Consider the following 19,205-nt stretch of genomic DNA (forward strand, 5'->3'; position numbering starts at 1 on the left):
GGTGCCGCGGTTCGCGGCCGGCAGCAGGTCCGCCAGCGCCGCCCCCTCGAGACGACGGAAGTCCGCCGCGGGCGGGTCCGGTCGAGCACCGCGACCTCGAGCGCCTCGGCGCCCAGGACCCGCGGCTGCGCGTTCGCGCCGTTGCCGGCCGACGCCGGGTCCGCCCCGGCCACTGCAGCCCCGCCGAGCGCGACCTCGATCGCCGCGCCCAGCTCCAGGCCGTGCGCGTAGGTCTCGGAGAGCTTCTCTGCGAGATCGGCTCGGTCTGCCCGCCCATGACGACGAACCGCGGCTCGTCGGTGATCGAGCCGTCGTAGGTGATCCGGTACCGCTGGTCCCCGGAGCCTCGACGCCCACCTCGGCGACGCACAGCTCCACCTCGAACGGCTTCTGCTGCTCTCGACGAACGCCGTGCCCAGCGCCTGGGCATAGGCGTTGGCCAGCATCCGGCCGGTCCACGTCGCGCCGGTCGTAGGTGAACCCCCGGAAGTCGGCCATCCGGATCCCGCCGTGCGCAGGTTCTCGAACTCGTTGTACCGGCCGACCGCGGCGAAGCCGATCTTGTCGTAAGATCTCGGAGACCTTGTGCAGGGGCGTCGACGGTTTCTCCGCGACGAACAGCACGCCACCGGCGTAGGTCAGCACGACCACGCTGCGGCCACGCGAGATGCCCTTGCGGGCCAGCTCGGACGGTCGCGCAGCAGCTGGTCGACGGAGGAGTAGAACGGCATCGTCATGGGGAGGCGCTCCAGGCTCGTGCTTCGTGCGGGGAGGGGGTCAGCGGGACGGTCCGCCCGGGCGCTCCCGGCGCCCGGCGATCACCTGGTCGCGACGGCGGCGATCTCGGCCTCGTCGCGGCGCACGGCGCCTCGGCGGTGATGCCGACGACCACCGGGTAGATGCGCCGCACCGTGTCCGGCCCGCCGGTGGCGGTGTCGTCGTCCGCGGCGTCGTAGAGCGCCTCGATCGCGGTGCGCACCGCGCCGTCGAGGCCCGCGGCCGGGTCGTGCAGCTTCTTCAGCGAGGACTTGGCGAACACCGAGCCCGATCCCACGGCATGGAAGCCGAGGTTCTCGTCGTACCGCCCGCCGGTGGGGTCGAAGGTGACGATCCGGCCGGCCTGGGCCGGGTCGGCGGCGTGGGTGTCGTAGCCCGCGAACAGCGGGACGACGACGAAGCCCTGCATCGCCGCGCCCAGGTTCTGGCGGACCATCCCGGCGAGCTTGTTGGCCTTGCCGTCCAGCGAGAGCGGGACGCCCTCGAGCTTCTCGTACTGCTCGAGTTCCACCGAGAACATCCGGACCATCTCCAGCGCGATCCCCGCGGAGCCGGCGATGCCGACCGCGGAGTGGGTGTCGGTGACGAACACCTTCTCGATGTCGCGCTGGGCGATCACGTTGCCCGCGGTCGCGCGCCGGTCACCGGCGATCACGACACCGCCGGAGAACAGCAGCGCGACGATCGTGGTGCCGTGCGGGACGCCCAGGGCGTCGGCGGAGGTGCCGGGACCGGCTGTCCGGTCCAGGCCCGCGCCGGGAGCAGGTGCGGGGCCGCGCCGCCGACGAAGTCGGAGAACGACTGCGACCCGGTCAGGAAGGTGCCGAGCTGACCCGTGTGGTGCCCGGGCACCAGCCCGGAGGTGACCGACGGCCGGAACTCCATCTCTCGGACGTGCCTTTCGTTCGAACTGCGTGCGCCGGGGGTGCCGCTCCCCCACCTCGGCGGGGGTCGGCGGCCCTTCCGGCACGGCCGGGCCCGCAGGTGCGGACCCGGCCGGGACGGTACTGCTGGTGCCGGGGTGCGGCACGGTGAATGGCCCCGTGGAGCTCACTCACCGCCCTTCTGCACGTAGGACCGCACGAAGTCCTCCGCGTTCTCCTCCAGCACGTCGTCGATCTCGTCGAGGATGGTGTCGACGTCCTCACCGAGCTTCTCGCGGCGCTCCTGGCCGGATCCGGACGCGTTCTCGCCGGACTCGTCGTCTCCGTCGCCGCCACCCTGGCGCTTGGTCTGCTCCTGGGACATGACGCTCCTCCTTGCAGATCTCCTCGCAGAGAATTGCCTGCCTGCTCACCCTACCCACCGGGGGCGACAAAATCGCCTGTTGCGCGGCGGCGTGTGATCCGCTTCCCGGCGGGACGGCTCAGGAGGCGGTGAGCTTGTCGACCAGCTCCTCGGCCGTCGACACCGCCTCGAACAGCTCCCCCACGTGCTTGCGGGTTCCGCGCAGCGGCTCCAGCGTCGGGATCCGGACCAGGGACTCACGCCCCAGGTCGAAGATCACCGAGTCCCACGACGCGGCGGCGACCTCGACCGGGAAACCGGCCCATGCAGGTGCCGCGGAAGTAGGCCGGGTGTCCTCGGGCGGCTCGGTCATCGCCGCGGCGACCTGCTCCTCGGTGACCAGCCGGCGCATCGACCCTCGGGTGACCAGCCGGTTGTAGAGGCCCTTCGCCAGCCGGACGTCGGAGTACTGCAGGTCGACCATCCCGAGCCGGCCCGACGCCCAGGTCAGGCCGTCGCGCTCGCGGTAGGCCTCGAGCAGCTTGAGCTTGGCCGTCCAGTCGAGCCGGTCGGCGGTCAGCATCGGGTCGCGCTCCAGGTCGACCAGCACCGATTCCCACTCCTCGACGACCTCGCGGGTGTCGGGGTCCCACTCCTCGCGGCGCGGGGAGACCGTCTGCTCCAGGTGCTCGACCGCGCGGGCCAGGTACTCCTGCTGGATCTGCAGTGCGGTGAGGTGACGGCCGTCGGCCAGCGGGACGGTCCGCTGCAGCGTCGGGTCGTGGCTGATCCGCGAGACCGACTTCACCGGCTCGGCCAGGCGCAGGTCCTCGAACGAGCGCCCCTTCTCGATCATGTCGAGGACCAGGGCGGTGGTGCCGACCTTGAGCAGCGTCGCGACCTCGGACAGGTTCGCGTCGCCGATGATGACGTGCAGGCGGCGGTACTTGTCGGCATCGGCGTGCGGCTCGTCGCGGGTGTTGATGATGCCGCGCTTGAGCGTGGTCTCCAGGCCGACCTCGACCTCGACGTAGTCCGAGCGCTGGGCGATCTGGTAGCCGGCCTCGTCGCCCTGCTGGCCCAGGCCGACCCGGCCGGCGCCGCAGACGACCTGACGGGTCACGAAGAACGGGGTCAGCCCGGTGACGATCGACGGGAACGTCGTCGAGCGGGCCATCAGGTAGTTCTCGTGGGAGCCGTAGCTGGCGCCCTTGCCGTCGACGTTGTTCTTGTACAGCTGCATCCGCGGCGCGCCCGGCACGGTGGCCGCGCGGTTCGCCGCCTCCAGCATGATCCGCTCGCCGGCCTTGTCCCAGGTCACGACGTCGCGCGGGACAGGACCTCGGGTGTGGAGTACTCCGGGTGGGCGTGGTCGACGTAGAACCGAGCACCGTTGGTGAGGATGACGTTCGCCGCACCGAGGTCGTCGAGGTCGGTGTCGAGCTGCGGCGCCAGCGACGGCGCCGACAGGTCGAACCCGCGGGCGTCGCGCAGCGGCGACTCGACCTCGTAGTCCCAGCGCGCCCGACGGTTGCGGGGCACGTCCGCCGCGGCGGCGTAGGCGAGCACCACCTGCGTCGAGGTGACGACGGGGTTCGCGGTGGGGTCACCCGGCACGGCGATGCCGTACTCCACCTCGGTGCCCATGATCCGGCGGGCCGTCACGACCGGCCCCCTGCGCGAGAGTGCATTGCACGAGACTAACCGTCCCCCGCCCCGGTCCGGGGTGCACCGCGGCCCGGCGGGATCATCGTGGCGTGACCGATCCCGCACGTGAGCGCCTGACCGTCTTCGACGCCGAGGGCAGGCCCACCGGCGTCGCCGAGCGCGGCGAGGTCTACGCCCGCTCGCTGTGGCACGCCACGACCGCGGTCCTGCTCCGCTCCGCCGACGGCACGCGGGCCTACGTGCACCGGCGCACCGACACCAAGCTGGTCATGGCCGGGATGTGGGACTGCCTGGCCGGCGGGGTCCTCGACGAGGGCGAGACGCCCGACGACGGCGCCGCCCGCGAGCTGGGCGAGGAGCTCGGCGTCACCGGCGTGCCGCTGGAGAAGCTCGCCGTGGTCCCCTTCGACGCCGCCGCGCTGGGCGTCGACACCGGGCCCGGCACCGGCCCGGACGGGCTGCGGGCCCACGTGCACGTCTACCGCGCCTTCTCCGACGGCCCGGTGACCCACCAGCCCTCGGAGGTGGCCGAGGGCGGCTGGTGGACCCTCGACGAGCTGGTGGCCCGGGTCGGCACCCCGGACCGGCCCTGGGTCCCCGACGGCCTCTACGTCACCCGCCTCCTCCTGGCAGATCTCGTCCGTTAAAGTCCTCGGGCCAGCGCGTTTACCAATGGGTAACATATGTCACCCACACCGGTACCTGAATCGGTCCATGCCGAGCGGGTCGCGCGACGCCACCCCGGGAAGGGCCCAGCGTGAGGCCTCCCCGACGGACCACCACACCCACCACGCGACAGTTCCAGGAGCCACCATGGTCAGCATCTCGGTCTCGGCCCGATCCCTCGCCGCCGCCAGGCTGATCGATCCCGATGTCAACACCGCCGCCGTGCAGGCCGCGGTGGAGGCGGCACTGGCCGCCGAGCGGCACGAGCAGCGCGTCGCCGCGAGCTCGACCACGCGTCGCGAGCACACGGCCCGGCGCGAGCCGGACGCCCGCAGGTCCTGACCCCCGGTACGCCGACGGGCCCGCACCCCGGGGTGGGGATGCGGGCCCGTCGCGGCCGTCGTCAGAAGTTGATCATGTGGCCGGCCAGGCCGTGGATCGCCTCCTGCAGGCACTCCGACAGGGTCGGGTGCGCGTGCACGTTGCGCGCCATCTCGTGGACGGTCAGGTCCCACTTCTGGGCCAGGGTCAGCTCGGGCAGCAGCTCGGTCGCCTCGGCGCCGATGATGTGCCCGCCGAGCAGCTCGCCGTAGGTGTCGTCGGCGATCAGCTTCACGAAGCCTGCGGGCTCGGCCAGGCCGTGCGCCTTGCCGTTCGCGGTGAACGGGAAGGTCGCGGTGTTGACCTTCCAGCCCTTCTCGTCGGCCAGCTGCCGGGCCTCGGCCTCGGTGTAGCCGAACGACGCGACCTGCGGGTTGCAGAAGGTCGCGCGCGGCATCATCTTGTAGTTCAGCTCCTGGGTCTCGGCGCCCGCCAGGGTCTCGGCGGCGACGATGCCCTGCGCCTCGGCGACGTGGGCGAGCATGAGCTTCGCGGTGACGTCACCGATCGCGTAGACGTGCTCCACGCTGGTGCGCATGTAGTCGTCGATCTCGATCGCGCCGCGCTCGGTGAGGTTCACGCCGAGCTTGTCCAGGCCGTAGCCGTCGACCCGGGGCGCGAAGCCGATGGCCTGCACGACCTTGTCCGCGCGCAGCTCCTCGCTGCCCTTGGAGGAGGACACCGAGACGGTGACGCCCTTGCCGTCGTCGGTGATGGACTCGACCTTGGTGGAGGTCCGCACCGTGACGCCGAGCTTCTTGTAGGCCTTGGCCAGCTCCTTGGACACGTCCGCGTCCTCGAGCGGGAGCAGCCGGTCCAGGTACTCCACGATGGTGACGTCGACGCCGTAGTTGGCCAGCACGAACGCGAACTCGACGCCGATCGCACCGGCGCCGGCGATGATCACGCTCTCCGGCAGCTCACGGGTGAGGATCTGCTCCTCGTAGGTGACGACCCGCTCGGACAGCTCGGTGCCCGGCAGCAGCTTGACCGTCGAGCCCGCCGCGATGATCACGTCGTCGTAGGTGACGGTCTCGTTGCCGCCCTTCGACAGCTCGACCTCGATCTCGCCCGGCTTGGTGAACCGGCCGAACCCGTCGAACTCGGTGATCTTGTTCTTCTTCATCAGGAAGTGCACGCCCTTGACGCGCCCGTCCGCGACCGAACGGCTGCGGTCGAAGGCGGCGCCGAAGTCGAGCGACACCTCACCGGACAGGCCGAAGGTCTTCTGCTCCTTGGTGACGATGTGGGCGATCTCGGCGTTGCGCAGCAGCGCCTTGGACGGGATGCAGCCCACGTTGAGACAGACACCGCCCCAGTACTTCTCCTCGATCACCGCCACACTGCGGCCGAGCTGGGCGGCACGGATGGCCGCCACGTATCCACCGGGTCCGGCTCCGAGTACGACGACGTCGAAATGAGGCATGTGCCCAGCCTAGGACGCCTGAGCCGGGCTCGGGCCGTCCGGTCCCGAGTCCCGGGTCACCGGCCACTCCCCGCCACCGGACAGGTGGGCGACGACGGCCTCGCAGGCCTCGCGCAGCCCGGCCTGCTGAGCAGGGGTCAGGCCGTCGAACACCGCCTCGCGGACGCTCTCGACGTGGTCCGGTGCGGCGCCGGCCAGGACCTCGAAGCCGCGGTCGGTCAGGTGGGCCAGCTGGCCACGCCGGTCGGTGGGGCACGACCGCCGTTCGATCCAGCCCGCCTCCTCCATCCGGGCCACCGCGTGCGACACCCGGCTGCGTGAGGACAGCGCGGAGTCCGCGAGGACGCTCATCCGCAGGGTCCGCTCCGGCGCCTCGGACAGCCGGACCAGGATCTCGTAGTAGGCCTGGGGCATCCCGGCCCCGGACTGCAGCCGTCGCTCGACCTTCTCCGAGACCAGCCGCTGCGCGGCCAGGAAGGCGCGCCAGGTGCGCTGCTCCTCGTCGTCGAGCCAGCGTGTGTGACCCACAGCACCCTCCGAAACATTTTGACGTGCGATCCGTTAGTTCTAGTATCGCTCTCAACAAGTGAGAGTTCAACTAGTTCTCCGGGAGAGATCATGACCACCGCCACCGCCATCCCCGGCTACGTCGTCGGCACCTGGGACATCGACGCTGCGCACTCCGACGTCTCCTTCTCCGTCCGTCACATGATGGTCAGCAAGGTCCGGGGCCGCTTCACCGGCGTGACCGGCGAGCTCGTCACCGCCGAGCGCTTCCAGGACTCCAGCGTGACCGCGACCGTGGACGCCACCTCGATCACGACCGGCCAGGAGCAGCGCGACGGCCACATCCGCTCCGCCGACTTCTTCGACGTGGAGAAGTACCCGGAGTGGACCTTCCGCTCCACCGGCCTCGTCGCGAAGGGCGGCGACGACTACGTCCTCGCCGGCGACCTGACCATCAAGGGCGTCACCCGCCCCGTCGAGTTCGCCCTCGAGGTCAACGGCTTCGGCCCGGACGCCTACGGCGGCACCCGCGCCGGCTTCACCGCGACCACCACCATCAAGCGCTCGGAGTTCGGCGTCGACATCGAGATGCCGATGGACGGCGGCGGCGTCGTGGTCGGCGACAAGGTCAGCGTCGAGCTGGAGATCGAGGCGGTCCTGCGCGCCTCCTGAGCTCCGCACACGCGGCCACGGCCCCGGACCGGCGACGCCGGTACCGGGGCCGTGCCGCGTCCGTAGGCTGGCGCGGTGCGCAGCTACGCCGAGACGCCCCCGACCGGACCGCTGCGCGCCGTCGTCGAGGTGGCCTGGCAGGCGCGCTCGGGTGCCGAGCCGCACACCCAGCGGGTGCTGCCCGACGGCTGTATGGACCTCCTCCTGTCCGGTGGTGACCTCGTCGTCGCCGGACCGGACACCACCGCGCACCTCGCCGCCTCGCCCGCCGGCGGGGTGACCACCGGCCTGCGGTTCCGTCCCGGCGCCCTCCCGGCGCTGTTGGGCGTCCCGGCGGACGCGCTGCGCGACCGCCGCGTCCCCCTCTCCGAGATCCTCGACCCCGGACGTCGCCGGCTGCTCCGACCCGCCGCCCCCGGGACCGGCGACCCCGGTGACACGGGCAGCGGCGACGTCGTGTGGCTCGCCCGGCTGGCACTCGCCCTGCGTATCGCCGCCGTGGACCGTCCGACGCCCGCTCCGCTGCCCCACGCCGCGCTGCGCGCCCTGGCCGGGGGTGTGCCCGCCGCCGAGCTGGCCGACCGGCTCGGCGTCACCGGCCGCACGCTGCACCGGCGCTGCGTCGCCACCCTCGGCTACGGACCGGCCGTCGCGCGGCGGGTGCTGCGCTTCCGGGCCGCGAGCGCCCTGCTCTACGACGGAGTCGCCCCGGCCGAGGTCGCCGCCCGCACCGGCTACGCCGACCAGCCCCACCTGTCCCGCGAGGTCCGCGCGCTGGCCGGGGTGTCGCCGGGCTCGCTGCGGGCCGTCCCCAGCGCAGACGCCGACGACGTCCGCTAGCTCCCGTCGCCCGCGCCGGATGCCCCGTCCGGTGGCGCCCACCGGGCGTGCGCCGGCAGCGACGGACGCGGTGCGGAGCCGGTGAGCAGCCCGGCGAAGGCGGCGGCGGCAGGGACCGGCTGCCGTCCCCGCGGCAGGACCAGCGCGATCCGCCGTCGCACGACCGGGTCGGTCAGCGGGACCGCGGTCAGCCCGGCGAAACCGGTGAGCGGCACGACCAGCCCCGGGACCGCCGTCGCACCGAGGCCGGCGGCGACGAGACCCGCCACCGCGGCGATGTTGCGGGCCGCGAGGCCACGGCCGGGCCGGCATCCCGACTCGTCCAGGGCGCGGTCCACGTGCTGGCGGATGCTCGTGGAGGAGTCGAAGTCGACGAACTCGACGCCGTCGAACTCGGCCCAGCGCAGCGTGCTGCGCCCGGCGAGCGGATGGGTGGGAGGCACCAGGGCGCAGAACCTGTCGGTGGCCACCGGGGTGACCACGAGGTCGTCGGGGACACGGCCGTGCACCACGGTGACGGCGAGGTCGGCACGCCCCGAACGCACCCGTGCGGTCACCTCGTCGGCCAGGGCGTCGGAGATCTCCGGGCGCACACCCGGCCGCTCCCGCCGGAACGCCGACACCACCCCGGGGAGCAGGATCGCGGCCAGCGAGGGCAGCGTCGCGATCCGCACGGTGCCCGCCCGCCCGTCCAGGACGCGTTCGACGTGGCGCAGCTCGGTCGCGACACCGTCCAGCGCCCGGCGGGCGGCCGCCACGACGGTCTCCCCCACCGGCGTCGGCTCCAGCCGCCGGGTGGTCCGCTCGAACAGCCGCGCCCCGAGGAGCCGCTCCACGTCGGCGACCGTGCGGCTCAACGACGGCTGCGCGGTCCGCAGCACGGCCGAGGCCGCGGTGAACCCACCCGCCTCGTGCACCGCGACGACGGCCCTGAGCTGCTGCAACGTCAGATCCATGCGCTCACCGCATCAGTCCATCCGGATTCGGTCTTTGACGATCATAGGTCCGCGCGCGCACCGTTCCCCCGGGCCGACGCTGGTCCGCCCCGCCGACGAGGAGGTCGACGATGCTCGCCGCGATCGGATTCCTGACCATCGCCGTGTTCCTGGCGGCCGTGCTGTCCGGGCGGGTGTCGGTGCTCCTGGCGCTGACCGTCGTGCCCGCGGCCGCCGCCGTCGTCGCCGGGCTGGGCGGCAGGCTGGGCGAGTACGTCGCGACCGGCCTGGAGACCGTCGCGCCGGTCGCCATCATGATCACCTTCGCGATCCTGTACTTCAGCCTGATGCTCGACACCGGCCTGTTCGACCCGGCGATCCGCCGAGTGGTCCGGTGGGCGGGCGGGGACCCGCTGAAGATCTGTGTCGGTACGGCCGCGCTGACCGTGCTCGTCGCCCTCGACGGCGACGGCGCCTCCACCTTCCTGATCATGGTGAGCGCCATGCTGCCGCTCTACGACCGGCTCGGCATGCGGCGGATCGTCCTGGCGGCGCTGGTGTGCCTCGGCGCCGGGGTGATGAACATGATCCCCTGGGGTGGCCCGACGGCACGGGCGATGGCCGCCCTCGACCTCACCGCCTCCGACGTGTTCGTGCCGCTGCTGCCCGCCATGGCCGTCGGCATCATCTGGGTGCTGTTCGCGGCCTGGGTCATCGACCGCCGCGAGCGTGCCCGGCTCGGCGTCGTCGAGCTGCCCGAGCCCGCCGACGCGCCCGGGGCCGCCGGAACGCCCGCCGTGCGGTCGCGGGCCGACCGGGTCAGGTTCGTGGTCAACGTCGTGCTGACCCTGGCCCTGGTGGTGGTCCTGCTCCTGCAGCTGGCCGACCTGCCGGTGGTGTTCCTCTGCGCCTTCGTCGTCGCGCTGCTGGTCAACCGGCCCACCTGGGACGGCCAGCGCGCGCTGTTCGAGAAGCACGGCCAGAACGTCGTGCTGGTGACCGCGATGATCTTCGCGGCGGGTGTGTTCACCGGTGTCCTCGGCGGCACCGGGATGATCACCGCGATGGCGCAGTCGCTGGTCGGGCTCGTCCCCGACGGCGCGGGCGGAGCGCTGCCGGTGGCGGTGGCGCTGACCTCGATGCCGCTCAGCCTGGTGTTCACCCCGGACGCCTACTACTTCGGTGTCCTGCCGGTGCTGGCGGAGACCTCGGCGGCGCTGGGCGGCGACCCCGCGCAGGTCGCCCGGGCCGCGATCCTGGGCCAGATGACCACCGGGTTCCCGCTCAGCCCGCTCACCGCCTCCACCTTCATCCTGCTGGGGCTCACCGCCGTCGAGCTGGGCCGCCACCAGCGGTTCGTGTTCGGGTGGGCGTTCGGCACCACCGCCGTCATGACCGTCGTCGCGCTGCTCACCGGCGCCCTGAGCCTCTGAGGAGACCCGATGACCCGGACGACCACCCGGATCGGCAGCGGTGCCGGCTTCGCCGGCGACCGGATCGAGCCCGCCGTCGACCTGGTCCGCCGCGGCGGGCTGGACGACCTCGTCCTGGAGTGCCTGGCCGAGCGCACCATCGCGCTCGGCCACCTCCGGCGTCTCGCCGACCCGGCGACCGGGTACGACCCACGGCTCGGACAGCGGCTGACGGCGCTGTTGCCGGACCTGCTGGCGGGTGGGGTCCGGCTGCTCACCAACATGGGCGCGGCGAACCCTCACGCGGCCGGTCGCATCGTCCGCGAGCACCTCGACGGTCTGGGGTCGGTGGCCCCGGTGGCCGTCGTGACCGGCGACGACGTGCTCGAGGTGGTCGATCCGGCGGCACCCGCGGCCGAGGACGGTGTCCCGCTGGGCGAGCACGGGGAGCTGGTGTCGGCCAACGCCTATCTCGGCGCCGACGCGATCGCGCCCGCGCTGGACACCGGGGCAGCGGTGGTCGTCACCGGGCGGGTGGCGGACCCGTCGCTGTTCCTCGCGCCGCTGGCGCACCGGCTCGGCTGGGACCTCGACCGCCCGGACCGGGCCGCCGCGGGCACCCTGGTGGGCCACCTGCTGGAGTGCGCGGGGCAGCTGACCGGCGGTTATGCCGCCGACCCCGGGCACCTCGACGTCCCCCGGCTGGCCGAGCTCGGGTTCCCGTTCGCCGACGTCGCCGCGGACGGGAGTGCCCGCTACGGCAAGCTCGACGGCACCGGCGGCCGCCTCGACCGGCACACGGTGCGCGAGCAGCTGCTCTACGAGGTGACCGACCCCACCGGGTACCGCACCCCCGACGTCGTTCTGGACCTGCGTGGCGTCTCCGTGGACCACGACGGCACGGACCGGGTCCGCGTCGCCGGCGCCACCGGCCGCGCCCGCCCGGACGAGCTGAAGGTCAGCGTCGGCTACCGGGCCGGGCACCGCGTCGAGGCCGGGATCTCCTACGTGGGCCCGAACGCCGCCGCCCGGGCCCGGCTGGCCGCCGACGTGGTCGCCGAGCGGGTCCGCGGGCTCGCCGTCGCTCCCCGGATCGAGGTCCGCGGCGGCGACACCGACGCCCGGCTGCGGGTCGCGGCGCTGCACCGCGACCCGGGCCTGCTCGACGTCCTCGCCCACGAGGTCGAGGCGCTCTACACCAACGGCCCGGCGGGCGGGGGCGGGGTGCGCACCCGGCTCGACGAGGTCGTCGGTGTGCTGTCCACCCTCGTCCCCCGCGACGCCGTCGTCCCGCGGGTCACCGTCCTGGAGGCCGGCCGTGCTGCTGCATGAGATCGCGCACTGCCGCGCGGGCGACAAGGGGACGGTGGCGACGCTGACGGTGGTCCCGCACGACGACGCGACCTACCCGCTGCTCGTCACCGTGCTCACCCCGCAGCTGGTCCGGACGGGCCTGAGCCGCTGGGTCGGCGGCGAGGTCACCCGCTACGAGCTGCCCCGGGTGAGCTGTCTGCAGTTCGTCTGCACCGGGATCCACGGCGGCGGGGTCACCGTGTCGACCCAGCTCGACACGCACGGCAAGTCGCTCTCGTCGCGGCTGCTCGCACTGGAGCTCCCCCTGCCGCCCGGCTCATAGTGACCTGCTCGCCCGGGTCGGTCAGGCCCAGGCGAACAGGTCCAGCGACGACCCGTCGGGGTCGGCGACGGTCGCGTAGCGCTGGCCCCACGGGGCGTCGAACGGGTCCAGCACCGAGGTGTGCCCGGCCGCCGTGACCCGGCCCCAGGCCTCGTCGACGGCCGCGGCGCCGGGCAACCGGAACGCCAGCGCGACCCGGCCGTTGCCGACCGGTGCGGCCCCCGGGTGGAAGCCCTCCACCGCCGACTGCAGGTCCAGGGCCAGCCGCAGGCCGCCGCGCAGGGTGGTCTCCACGTGCGCCTCGGTGTCGGAGCCCTCGGGGAACTCCAGCCCCAGCAGGCGGTAGAAGGCGAGCGAACGGGTCATGTCGGTGACCACGATGCCGATCATGTCGAGCTCGGCGCCGATCGAGGTGTCCATGCCCACGACGCTAGGCCGCGGGCGGCCCGGCGTCGTGAACGGATCGGACAGGGTCAGCGCTTGCCGCGGAAGCGCCGCAGCATGTCCTGCGCCTTCTGCCGGTTGCGCGGATCGCTCGCCATCCGCTTGGCCTGGTCGGTGTAACGACGTCCCTGCGGGCTCTTCAGGAATGCGGTGATCCGCCCGATGATGCCGACCATGTGTGGTCCTCCGTGGTGCGGGCCGCGACACGGACGTGCACGGCTCCCTGCACAGGATGCCCGTTTCGTCCGGCCCTCACTCCTCCGGGGCACCGCCCACCGAACGCACGACGGGCCCCGCCGCGGGATGCGGCGGGGCCCGTGCGAGCAGAGCGTGTCTACAGGTACTGGCCGGTGTTCGACGCGGTGTCGATCGCGCGGCCGGTGGCGTCGTTCTTGCCGGTGACCAGGGTGCGGATGTAGACGATCCGCTCCCCCTTCTTGCCCGAGATCCGCGCCCAGTCGTCGGGGTTGGTCGTGTTCGGGAGGTCCTCGTTCTCGGCGAACTCGTCGACGATCGCATCCAGCAGGTGCTGGACCCGCAGGCCCGGCTGGCCGGACTCGAGCACCGCCTTGATCGCGGACTTCTTCCCGCGGTCGACGATGTTCTGGATCATCGCGCCGGAGTTGAAGTCCTTGAAGTAGAGCGTCTCCTTGTCACCGTTGGCGTAGGTGACCTCCAGGAACCGGTTCTCCTCGGACTCGTCGTACATCCGCTCGACGATCCGCTGGATCATCGCGGAGGTGCAGGCGCTCCGGTCCCCGCCGAACTCGGCCAGGTCGTCCTCGTGGATGGGCAGGGTGTCGGTGATGTACTTCGAGAAGATGTCGATCGCGCCCTCGGCGGCCGGACGCTCGATCTTGATCTTCACGTCGAGCCGACCCGGGCGCAGGATGGCCGGGTCGATCATGTCCTCACGGTTCGAGGCGCCGATGACGATGACGTTCTCCAGGCCCTCGACGCCGTCGATCTCGGCGAGGAGCTGGGGGACGATCGTCGTCTCCACGTCGGAGGACACACCCGACCCACGGGTCCGGAAGATCGAGTCCATCTCGTCGAAGAACACGATCACCGGGGTGCCGGCACTCGCCTTCTCCCGCGCGCGCTGGAAGATCAGCCGGATGTGCCGCTCGGTCTCGCCGACGAACTTGTTGAGCAGCTCGGGGCCCTTGATGTTGAGGAAGAACGCGCGGCCCTCGTCCGGGTCGTCGCCCCGCTGCTTGGCGATCTTCTTCGCCAGCGAGTTCGCGACGGCCTTCGCGATGAGCGTCTTCCCGCAGCCGGGCGGCCCGTAGAGCAGCACGCCCTTGGGCGGACGCAGCTCGTACTGGGTGAAGAGCTCGGTGTGCAGGAACGGCAGCTCGACCGCGTCCTGGATCTGCTCGATCTGCCGGGTCAGGCCACCGATGTCGGAGTAGGCGATGTCCGGGACCTCCTCCAGCACGAGGTCCTCGACCTCGGCCTTGGCGACCCGTTCGTAGGCGTAGCCCGCCCGCGAGTCGACCATGACCGAGTCACCGGACTTGAGCGGGCTGGTGCCCTCCTCCTGCCCGAGCTCGAACAGCGGCGCCGCCAGCCAGACGACGCGCTCCTCGTCGGAGTGGCCGACGACCAGACCGCGACCGGCCGAGCCGTCCTCCCCCGGACGGGAGATGATCTCCCGCAGCGAGTAGAGGTCACCGACCTGCTCGAAGCCCATGGCCTCGACCACGGTGAGTGCTTCGTTGAGCCGGACGGACTGACCGCTGCGCAGCGTCTCGCCCTCGACCGCCGGGGACACGGGAACCCGCATCCGGCGGCCGGAGGTGAAGACGTCGACCGTGTGGTCGTCGTACCGGCCGAGGAAGACCCCGTAGCCGGACGGCGGCTGCGCGAGCCGGTCGACCTCCTCGCGGAGCGCGACCAGCTGGCCGCGGGCCTCCTTGAGGGTCTCGGTCAGCTTCTCGTTCCGAGCGTTGAGCGCGGACAGCCGGCTCGTGGTCTCGGCGAGACGCTGTTCCAGCACTCGGGCGTGCCGGGGTGTCTCGGTCAGCCGTTGACGCAGCGTGGAGATCTCGTGTTCGAGGTGACGGATGTGCTCGGCGGCCTCAGCGGGGCTGAGGTCGCGGTCAGACTGGAAACCCTGGTTGCCGGGACCGTCGTCGTAGGGGTGGTTCACGGCAGCCTCCCTCCGTGTTCCGTCTCACCACGGTACCCGTGACGGGTGACCGCGACGGTGCGTCGAACCGGTGATCCGGGCCTCAGCCGGTCGGCACCATGTGGTCACTCTGCGGCTTCGCGGGCGTCACCGCCACGTCCACACGGAGGGTAGTTCGTAACGTTCTCGTTCCGCGTTCGGGCGCGTCGCGGTCACCATCCGACCGAAACCGGACACAACGCCCAGGTCAGCGGCCGGTCGGCCGCCGCTGCTGCCGGGGCGGTGTGACGCCGTCGGCGAGCCGCCGGGTGGTCAGCAGGAAGGCCGTGTGGGCGATCATCCGGTGCTCCGGACGGACGGCGAGACCGACCACGTGCCAGGGGCGGACCATCGCCTCCCACGACTCGGGCTCGGTCCAGCACTGCATCTCGCGCAGCGCCTCGGTGAGCACGGACAGCTGGGTGGTGGTCGCCACGTAGCCGACGAGGATCCCGCCCGGGACCAGGCAGTCGCGGACGGTGTCGAGCACGTCCCACGGGGAGAGCATGTCCAGCACGACCCGGTCGACCTCGCCGCGGTGGTCCCGGACGTCGCCGACGGTCAGCTCCCAGTGCGGGGGCCGCTGCCCGAAGAAGGTCTCGACGTTGGTGACCGCGTGCGGGGCGTGGTCCTCGCGGACCTCGTAGGAGATCACCTTCCCGCTCGGCCCGACGGCCTGCAGCAGCGAGCAGGTCAGCGCGCCGGACCCGGCGCCGGCCTCCAGCACCCGGCGCCGGGGAACACGTCGCCCCACATCAGGATCTGTGCCGAGTCCTTCGGGTAGATCACCTGGGCGCCACGCGGCATCGACAGCACGTAGTCGGCCAGGCGGGGCCGCAGGGTCAGGTACGGCGTGTTGGCCGCCGAGTGCACGAGCCCGCCCTCGGGCGAGCCGATGATGTCGTCGTGGTCGATCTGGCCGCGGTGGGGTGTGGTACGACCCGCCCGCCTGCAGGACGACGGTGTAGTGGCGCCCCTTGGGGTCGGTGAGCTGCACCCGGTCGCCCTCGCGGAACGGCCCGCCGCGGCGCGGGGGGACCCAGGTGGCCGACTCGTCGGCGGGCTCGTCGGTGGCCGGCCCGGCGGCGGGCTCGGCGTCGACGGGCCGGGGGGCGACGAGCTCCGCGTCGACGGATTCCTCGGTGTGGGACTCGGTGTGAGGGGAGTCGAGGGTCGCGGACTCGGTCGGCGCGTCGGGCGTCGGGGCGTCGTGCACGGACGACGACGCTATCCGCGCGCACCCCCGGCCCCGACGCCGGGGCACAGGGCAGCACCGGGCAGCCCGGAACCGTCGGGGGTCGCGGCTAGCCTGCCGCCATGACCGCAGCCCCCTCCGACGAGTCCGGCCCGTTCCCGGCCGAGGCGGGCCCCGAGGTCGTCACCCCGGTCGTCACCCCGGCCGTCGCGGCACCACCGCGCCCGCCCGCGCTGTCGCCGTCGCGGGCGGCGGACTTCCGCCGCTGCCCGCTGCTCTACCGGTTCCGCGCGGTCGACCGGCTGCCGGAGCCGCCGTCGCGGGCGCAGGTCCGCGGCACCCTGGTGCACGCCGTGCTGGAGCAGCTGTTCGCCCGGGAGCCGGCCGACCGGACCCCACGCGCGGCCCGGGAGCTGCTCGGCCCCTGCTGGGACGACCTCGCCGCGGCCGATCCCGCCGTGGCGGCGCTGTTCACCGCCCGGAGGACCCGCAGCTCGCGCTCTGGCTGGACTCGGCCTCGGCACTGCTGGACCGCTACTTCGCGCTGGAGGACCCGACCGGAGTCACCGCGACGGCGGTGGAGGCCCGCATCGAGGCGACCCTCGACGGTGCGGACGGCACGGACGGCGCGGCCCCGGTACCGCTGCGCGGCATCCTGGACCGGCTCGACGACGGCCCCGACGGCCTGCGGGTCGTCGACTACAAGACCGGCGCGACGCCCGGGGAGGGCTACGAGTCCGGCGTGCTGTTCCAGCTCAAGTTCTACGCGCTGGCGGTCCTGCTGACCCACGGCCGCGTCCCCGACGAGCTGCGCCTGCTCTACCTGGCCGACGGCACCGCCCTGACCTACCGCCCCGACGCCGAGGAGCTCACCCGCTTCGGACGCCTGCTCGACGCACTGTGGACGGCCATCCGGCTCGCCGCCCCCACCGGGACTTCCGGCCCCGCCCCGGCCCGGCCTGCCGTACCTGCGACCACCAGGCCCGCTGCCCCGCCTGGGCGGCACTCCCCCGCCGTACCCCGGCTGGCCGGGCGGCGGGCATGATCGACGGGTGAGCGCACCGCCCCCGATCCCGCCCGGCCCGTTCTACCTGCCCCGCGGCGAGCACTCCGCCGACGGCGTCACCCACGCCGCGTTCGAGGCGACCCCGTCGACCACTGGACCCTGGTTCGCCGACGCCCAGCACATGGGCCCGCCCTCGGCGCTGCTGGTCCGTGCGCTCGAACGGCTGCCCGCGTCCCGGCCCGGCGGCGCCGGGGACGACTGGCGGATCGCCCGCGTCACCGTCGAGGTGCTCGGGGCGGTCCCCGCCGGGCCGCTCACGGTGACCGCGGGCGTCGAGCGGCCCGGGCGGACCATCGAGCTGTTGTCGGCGACGATGCGCGCCGGCGACCGGGACGTGCTCCGGGCGCGGGCCTGGCGGCTCGCCGCCTCCGACACCGCCGCCGTCGCGGTCGGGCAGACAGCGCCGCTGCCCGGCCGGGACACCGCCGTCGTGCGGACCGAGCGGCCGGACGGCTGGCTGCCCGGATTCCTCGACGCGGTCGAGTGGGCCTGGCTCGACGGCGGCCGCCTCGGCACCGAGGGCCCGGGACGGGGCTGGATCCGGATGCGGGTCCACTCGTCGAGGGCGAGGAGCCGAGCCCGGCACAGCGGCTGATGGTCGCCGCGGACTGCGCGAACGGGCTCGCCGCACCGCTGGACGCGGCCCGCTGGCTGTTCGTCAACACCGAGCTGACGGTGCACCTGCACCGGGCCCCGGCCGGCGAGTGGATCGGCGTGGACGCCGCGACCGTCGTCGGGCCGGACGGGCTGGGCACCTGCTCGGCCACCCTGTTCGACCACGACGGGCACACCGGTCGGAGCGCCCAGGCGTGGACCGTCCGGGCCCGCTAGCCGGCCCGCCGGAGACCCCGGCGACACGACGGCGGCCCGCCACCGGAGTCACCGGGGGCGGGCCGCCGCGGGGGGAACGGACGTCGGACGGGGACGTACTCAGTGGCCGTGGCCGTTGACCGTCATCGCGCGGAGGACCGGATCTCCGAGGTGAGGATCGCGGTGGCGCCGATGTCGGCGAGCTTGTCCATCACGCGTTGGTGTCCTTGGTGCGCACCATCGTGCGGACCGCGACCCAGCCCTTCTTCGACAGCGGCGAGACCGTCGGCGCCTGCAGGCCCGGCGCGACCTTCTCCACGGCCTCCAGCAGCCCCTCCGGGCAGTCGAAGTCCATCATCAGGTACTCGCGGGCCACGACGACGCCCTGCAGCCGGTCGGCGAAGACCTTCTTCAGACGGGTGGTCTCGGCGTCCTCGGCGCGGTCGTGCCGCTTCTCCCGCTCGATGAGCGTGGCCTGCGAGGTGGCGATGGCCTCGCCGATGATCTGCAGACCGTGCTGGCGCAGCGTGCGGCCGGAGGACACGACGTCGGCGATCGCGTCGGCCAGACCGAGCTGGATGGAGATCTCCACCGCGCCGTCGAGCTTCACTATCTCGGCGCCGATCCGCTTGCCCGACAGGTAGGAGCGGACCAGGCGGGGGGTAGGACGTCGCGATCTTGCGGCCGTCGAGGTCCTCGATCTTCCAGTCGGCGTCGGCCGGGGCGGCGAAGTGGAACCGCGACTGCCGAAGCCGAGCGGGATGATCTCCTGGGTCTGGCTGCCCGACTCCTCCATGAGGTCGAAGCCGGTGACGCCCAGGTGCAGGTCGCCCTTGCCGACGTAGGTCGCGATGTCCTTGGGCCGCAGGTAGAAGAACTCGATCTCGTTCTCCTCGTCGACCACGCTGAGGTCGCGCGAGTCGGTCCGCTGGCGGTACCCGGCCTCGCGCATCATCGTCGCGGCGGGCTCGGCCAGGGTGCCCTTGTTCGGCAGTGCCACGCGGAGCATTTCCGCTCTCCTGACGGTCGTCATCGGTGGTGGTGTCGGTGGGCCGGGTCGGCCTACAGATGCTTGTACACGTCCTCGAGGGTGAGCCCCCGCTGAAGCATGATCACCTGCAGCCGGTACAGCAGCTGCGAGATCTCCTCCGCCAGCTCGTCGTCACCCTGGTACTCGGCGGCGATCCAGACCTCACCGGCCTCCTCGAGCACCTTCTTGCCCTGGGCGTGCACCCCGGCGTCCGAGCGCGGCGACGGTCCCCCGAGCCGGCCGGCCGGTCCCGGGCCTTGGCCGCCAGCTCGGCGAACAGTCGTCGAAAGTCTTCACGGGTACTACCAGTTGTGAACGGTGACCTACGCCGCATGCCGGG

At 72.8% G+C, this 19,205-nt stretch carries 16 protein-coding genes and 8 pseudogenes; 10 read left to right on the plus strand and 14 right to left on the minus strand.

The features are described from left to right. From KPL57_RS73070 to dop, 5 genes and pseudogenes are all read right to left on the minus strand, one after another. Positions 1 to 122: pseudogene (locus tag KPL57_RS73070) on the minus strand (proteasome subunit alpha); the annotation flags it as partial. Positions 123 to 199: 77 nt separating this feature from the next. Beyond that, a pseudogene (gene prcA / locus KPL57_RS54480) lies at positions 200 to 737 on the minus strand (proteasome subunit alpha); the annotation flags it as partial. Positions 738 to 777: 40 nt separating this feature from the next. Beyond that, positions 778 to 1,662 (minus strand): annotated as a pseudogene (gene prcB / locus KPL57_RS54485) (proteasome subunit beta). Between the two features lie 165 nt (positions 1,663 to 1,827). After that, complete coding sequence (locus KPL57_RS54490) at positions 1,828 to 2,025, minus strand: ubiquitin-like protein Pup (RefSeq protein WP_020626587.1); 198 nt, start codon at positions 2,023 to 2,025, stop codon at positions 1,828 to 1,830. A gap of 118 nt (positions 2,026 to 2,143) precedes the next feature. Continuing rightward, positions 2,144 to 3,651, minus strand: a pseudogene (gene dop / locus KPL57_RS54495) (depupylase/deamidase Dop). 110 nt (positions 3,652 to 3,761) lie between these two features. On the opposite strand from dop, the gene KPL57_RS54500 reads away from it, so the two are divergent. Beyond that, positions 3,762 to 4,319 carry an NUDIX domain-containing protein gene (locus KPL57_RS54500; protein ID WP_226358181.1) on the plus strand — a complete coding sequence of 186 codons (558 nt, stop codon included), beginning with the start codon at positions 3,762 to 3,764 and terminating at the stop codon, positions 4,317 to 4,319. A gap of 166 nt (positions 4,320 to 4,485) precedes the next feature. Continuing rightward, a complete protein-coding gene (locus tag KPL57_RS54505) occupies positions 4,486 to 4,680 on the plus strand; it encodes a hypothetical protein (RefSeq protein ID WP_020626584.1) in 195 nt (64 codons plus the stop codon). 61 nt (positions 4,681 to 4,741) lie between these two features. On the opposite strand, the gene lpdA is transcribed toward KPL57_RS54505, so the two are convergent. Then, the gene (gene lpdA, locus KPL57_RS54510) at positions 4,742 to 6,145 is read right to left on the minus strand and encodes a dihydrolipoyl dehydrogenase (RefSeq protein WP_075306293.1); all 1,404 of its coding nucleotides are present in this window, start codon (positions 6,143 to 6,145) and stop codon (positions 4,742 to 4,744) included. Between the two features lie 9 nt (positions 6,146 to 6,154). Further along, positions 6,155 to 6,673 (minus strand): MarR family winged helix-turn-helix transcriptional regulator, encoded by a 519-nt coding sequence (locus tag KPL57_RS54515; RefSeq protein ID WP_020626582.1) that lies wholly within the window; start codon positions 6,671 to 6,673, stop codon positions 6,155 to 6,157. A gap of 90 nt (positions 6,674 to 6,763) precedes the next feature. Here KPL57_RS54515 and KPL57_RS54520 point away from each other — a divergent pair, with 90 nt between their 5' ends. Then, a complete protein-coding gene (locus KPL57_RS54520; protein WP_149663150.1) occupies positions 6,764 to 7,324 on the plus strand; it encodes a YceI family protein in 561 nt (186 codons plus the stop codon). A 75-nt stretch (positions 7,325 to 7,399) separates the two neighbouring features. Beyond that, on the plus strand, positions 7,400 to 8,164 hold the full coding sequence (locus tag KPL57_RS54525; RefSeq protein WP_226358182.1) for a helix-turn-helix domain-containing protein: 765 nt from the start codon (positions 7,400 to 7,402) through the stop codon (positions 8,162 to 8,164). On the opposite strand, the gene KPL57_RS54530 is transcribed toward KPL57_RS54525, so the two are convergent. Then, the gene (locus KPL57_RS54530) at positions 8,161 to 9,120 is read right to left on the minus strand and encodes a LysR family transcriptional regulator (protein ID WP_226358183.1); all 960 of its coding nucleotides are present in this window, start codon (positions 9,118 to 9,120) and stop codon (positions 8,161 to 8,163) included. The two genes, KPL57_RS54525 and KPL57_RS54530, sit on opposite strands and share 4 nt — an antisense overlap. 110 nt (positions 9,121 to 9,230) lie before the next feature. Here KPL57_RS54530 and KPL57_RS54535 point away from each other — a divergent pair, with 110 nt between their 5' ends. Genes KPL57_RS54535 through KPL57_RS54545 form a run of 3 tightly spaced genes read left to right on the plus strand, consistent with a single transcriptional unit; the run spans position 9,231 to position 12,147 of the window. Then, positions 9,231 to 10,532, plus strand: coding sequence for a CitMHS family transporter (locus KPL57_RS54535; RefSeq protein WP_226358184.1), 1,302 nt, complete (start codon positions 9,231 to 9,233; stop codon positions 10,530 to 10,532). 9 nt (positions 10,533 to 10,541) lie between these two features. Beyond that, a complete protein-coding gene (locus tag KPL57_RS54540) occupies positions 10,542 to 11,843 on the plus strand; it encodes an acyclic terpene utilization AtuA family protein (RefSeq protein WP_226358185.1) in 1,302 nt (433 codons plus the stop codon). After that, positions 11,830 to 12,147 (plus strand): hypothetical protein, encoded by a 318-nt coding sequence (locus tag KPL57_RS54545; RefSeq protein WP_226358186.1) that lies wholly within the window; start codon positions 11,830 to 11,832, stop codon positions 12,145 to 12,147. Before KPL57_RS54540 ends, KPL57_RS54545 begins: the two co-directional genes overlap by 14 nt. Positions 12,148 to 12,168: 21 nt before the next feature. Here KPL57_RS54545 and KPL57_RS54550 read toward each other — a convergent pair whose 3' ends face one another. From KPL57_RS54550 to KPL57_RS54565, 4 genes and pseudogenes are all read right to left on the minus strand, one after another. Then, positions 12,169 to 12,567 carry a VOC family protein gene (locus KPL57_RS54550; protein WP_226358187.1) on the minus strand — a complete coding sequence of 133 codons (399 nt, stop codon included), beginning with the start codon at positions 12,565 to 12,567 and terminating at the stop codon, positions 12,169 to 12,171. A 53-nt stretch (positions 12,568 to 12,620) separates the two neighbouring features. Continuing rightward, positions 12,621 to 12,767, minus strand: coding sequence for a hypothetical protein (locus KPL57_RS54555; RefSeq protein ID WP_226358188.1), 147 nt, complete (start codon positions 12,765 to 12,767; stop codon positions 12,621 to 12,623). 158 nt (positions 12,768 to 12,925) lie between these two features. Beyond that, positions 12,926 to 14,746, minus strand: a complete 1,821-nt coding sequence (gene arc, locus KPL57_RS54560; RefSeq protein ID WP_226358189.1) for a proteasome ATPase — start codon at positions 14,744 to 14,746, stop codon at positions 12,926 to 12,928. A 226-nt stretch (positions 14,747 to 14,972) separates the two neighbouring features. Further along, a pseudogene (locus tag KPL57_RS54565) lies at positions 14,973 to 15,785 on the minus strand (tRNA (adenine-N1)-methyltransferase); the annotation flags it as partial. Between the two features lie 296 nt (positions 15,786 to 16,081). Here KPL57_RS54565 and KPL57_RS73075 point away from each other — a divergent pair. From KPL57_RS73075 to KPL57_RS54575, 3 genes and pseudogenes are all read left to right on the plus strand, one after another. After that, positions 16,082 to 16,396 (plus strand): annotated as a pseudogene (locus KPL57_RS73075) (PD-(D/E)XK nuclease family protein); the annotation flags it as partial. Positions 16,397 to 16,503: 107 nt separating this feature from the next. Continuing rightward, positions 16,504 to 17,004: a RecB family exonuclease gene (locus tag KPL57_RS73080; protein ID WP_374203925.1), complete on the plus strand. Its 501-nt coding sequence runs from the start codon at positions 16,504 to 16,506 to the stop codon at positions 17,002 to 17,004. Between the two features lie 46 nt (positions 17,005 to 17,050). Then, positions 17,051 to 17,856, plus strand: a pseudogene (locus tag KPL57_RS54575) (thioesterase family protein). A gap of 190 nt (positions 17,857 to 18,046) precedes the next feature. Here KPL57_RS54575 and hisG read toward each other — a convergent pair. Both hisG and KPL57_RS71020 read right to left on the minus strand, forming a co-directional pair. Continuing rightward, positions 18,047 to 18,844, minus strand: a complete 798-nt coding sequence (hisG, locus tag KPL57_RS54580) for an ATP phosphoribosyltransferase (RefSeq protein ID WP_226358190.1) — start codon at positions 18,842 to 18,844, stop codon at positions 18,047 to 18,049. Between the two features lie 53 nt (positions 18,845 to 18,897). After that, positions 18,898 to 19,162, minus strand: a pseudogene (locus KPL57_RS71020) (phosphoribosyl-ATP diphosphatase). Positions 19,163 to 19,205: the final 43 nt, after the last annotated feature.

The sequence above is a fragment of the Pseudonocardia sp. ICBG601 genome (assembly GCF_020496245.1).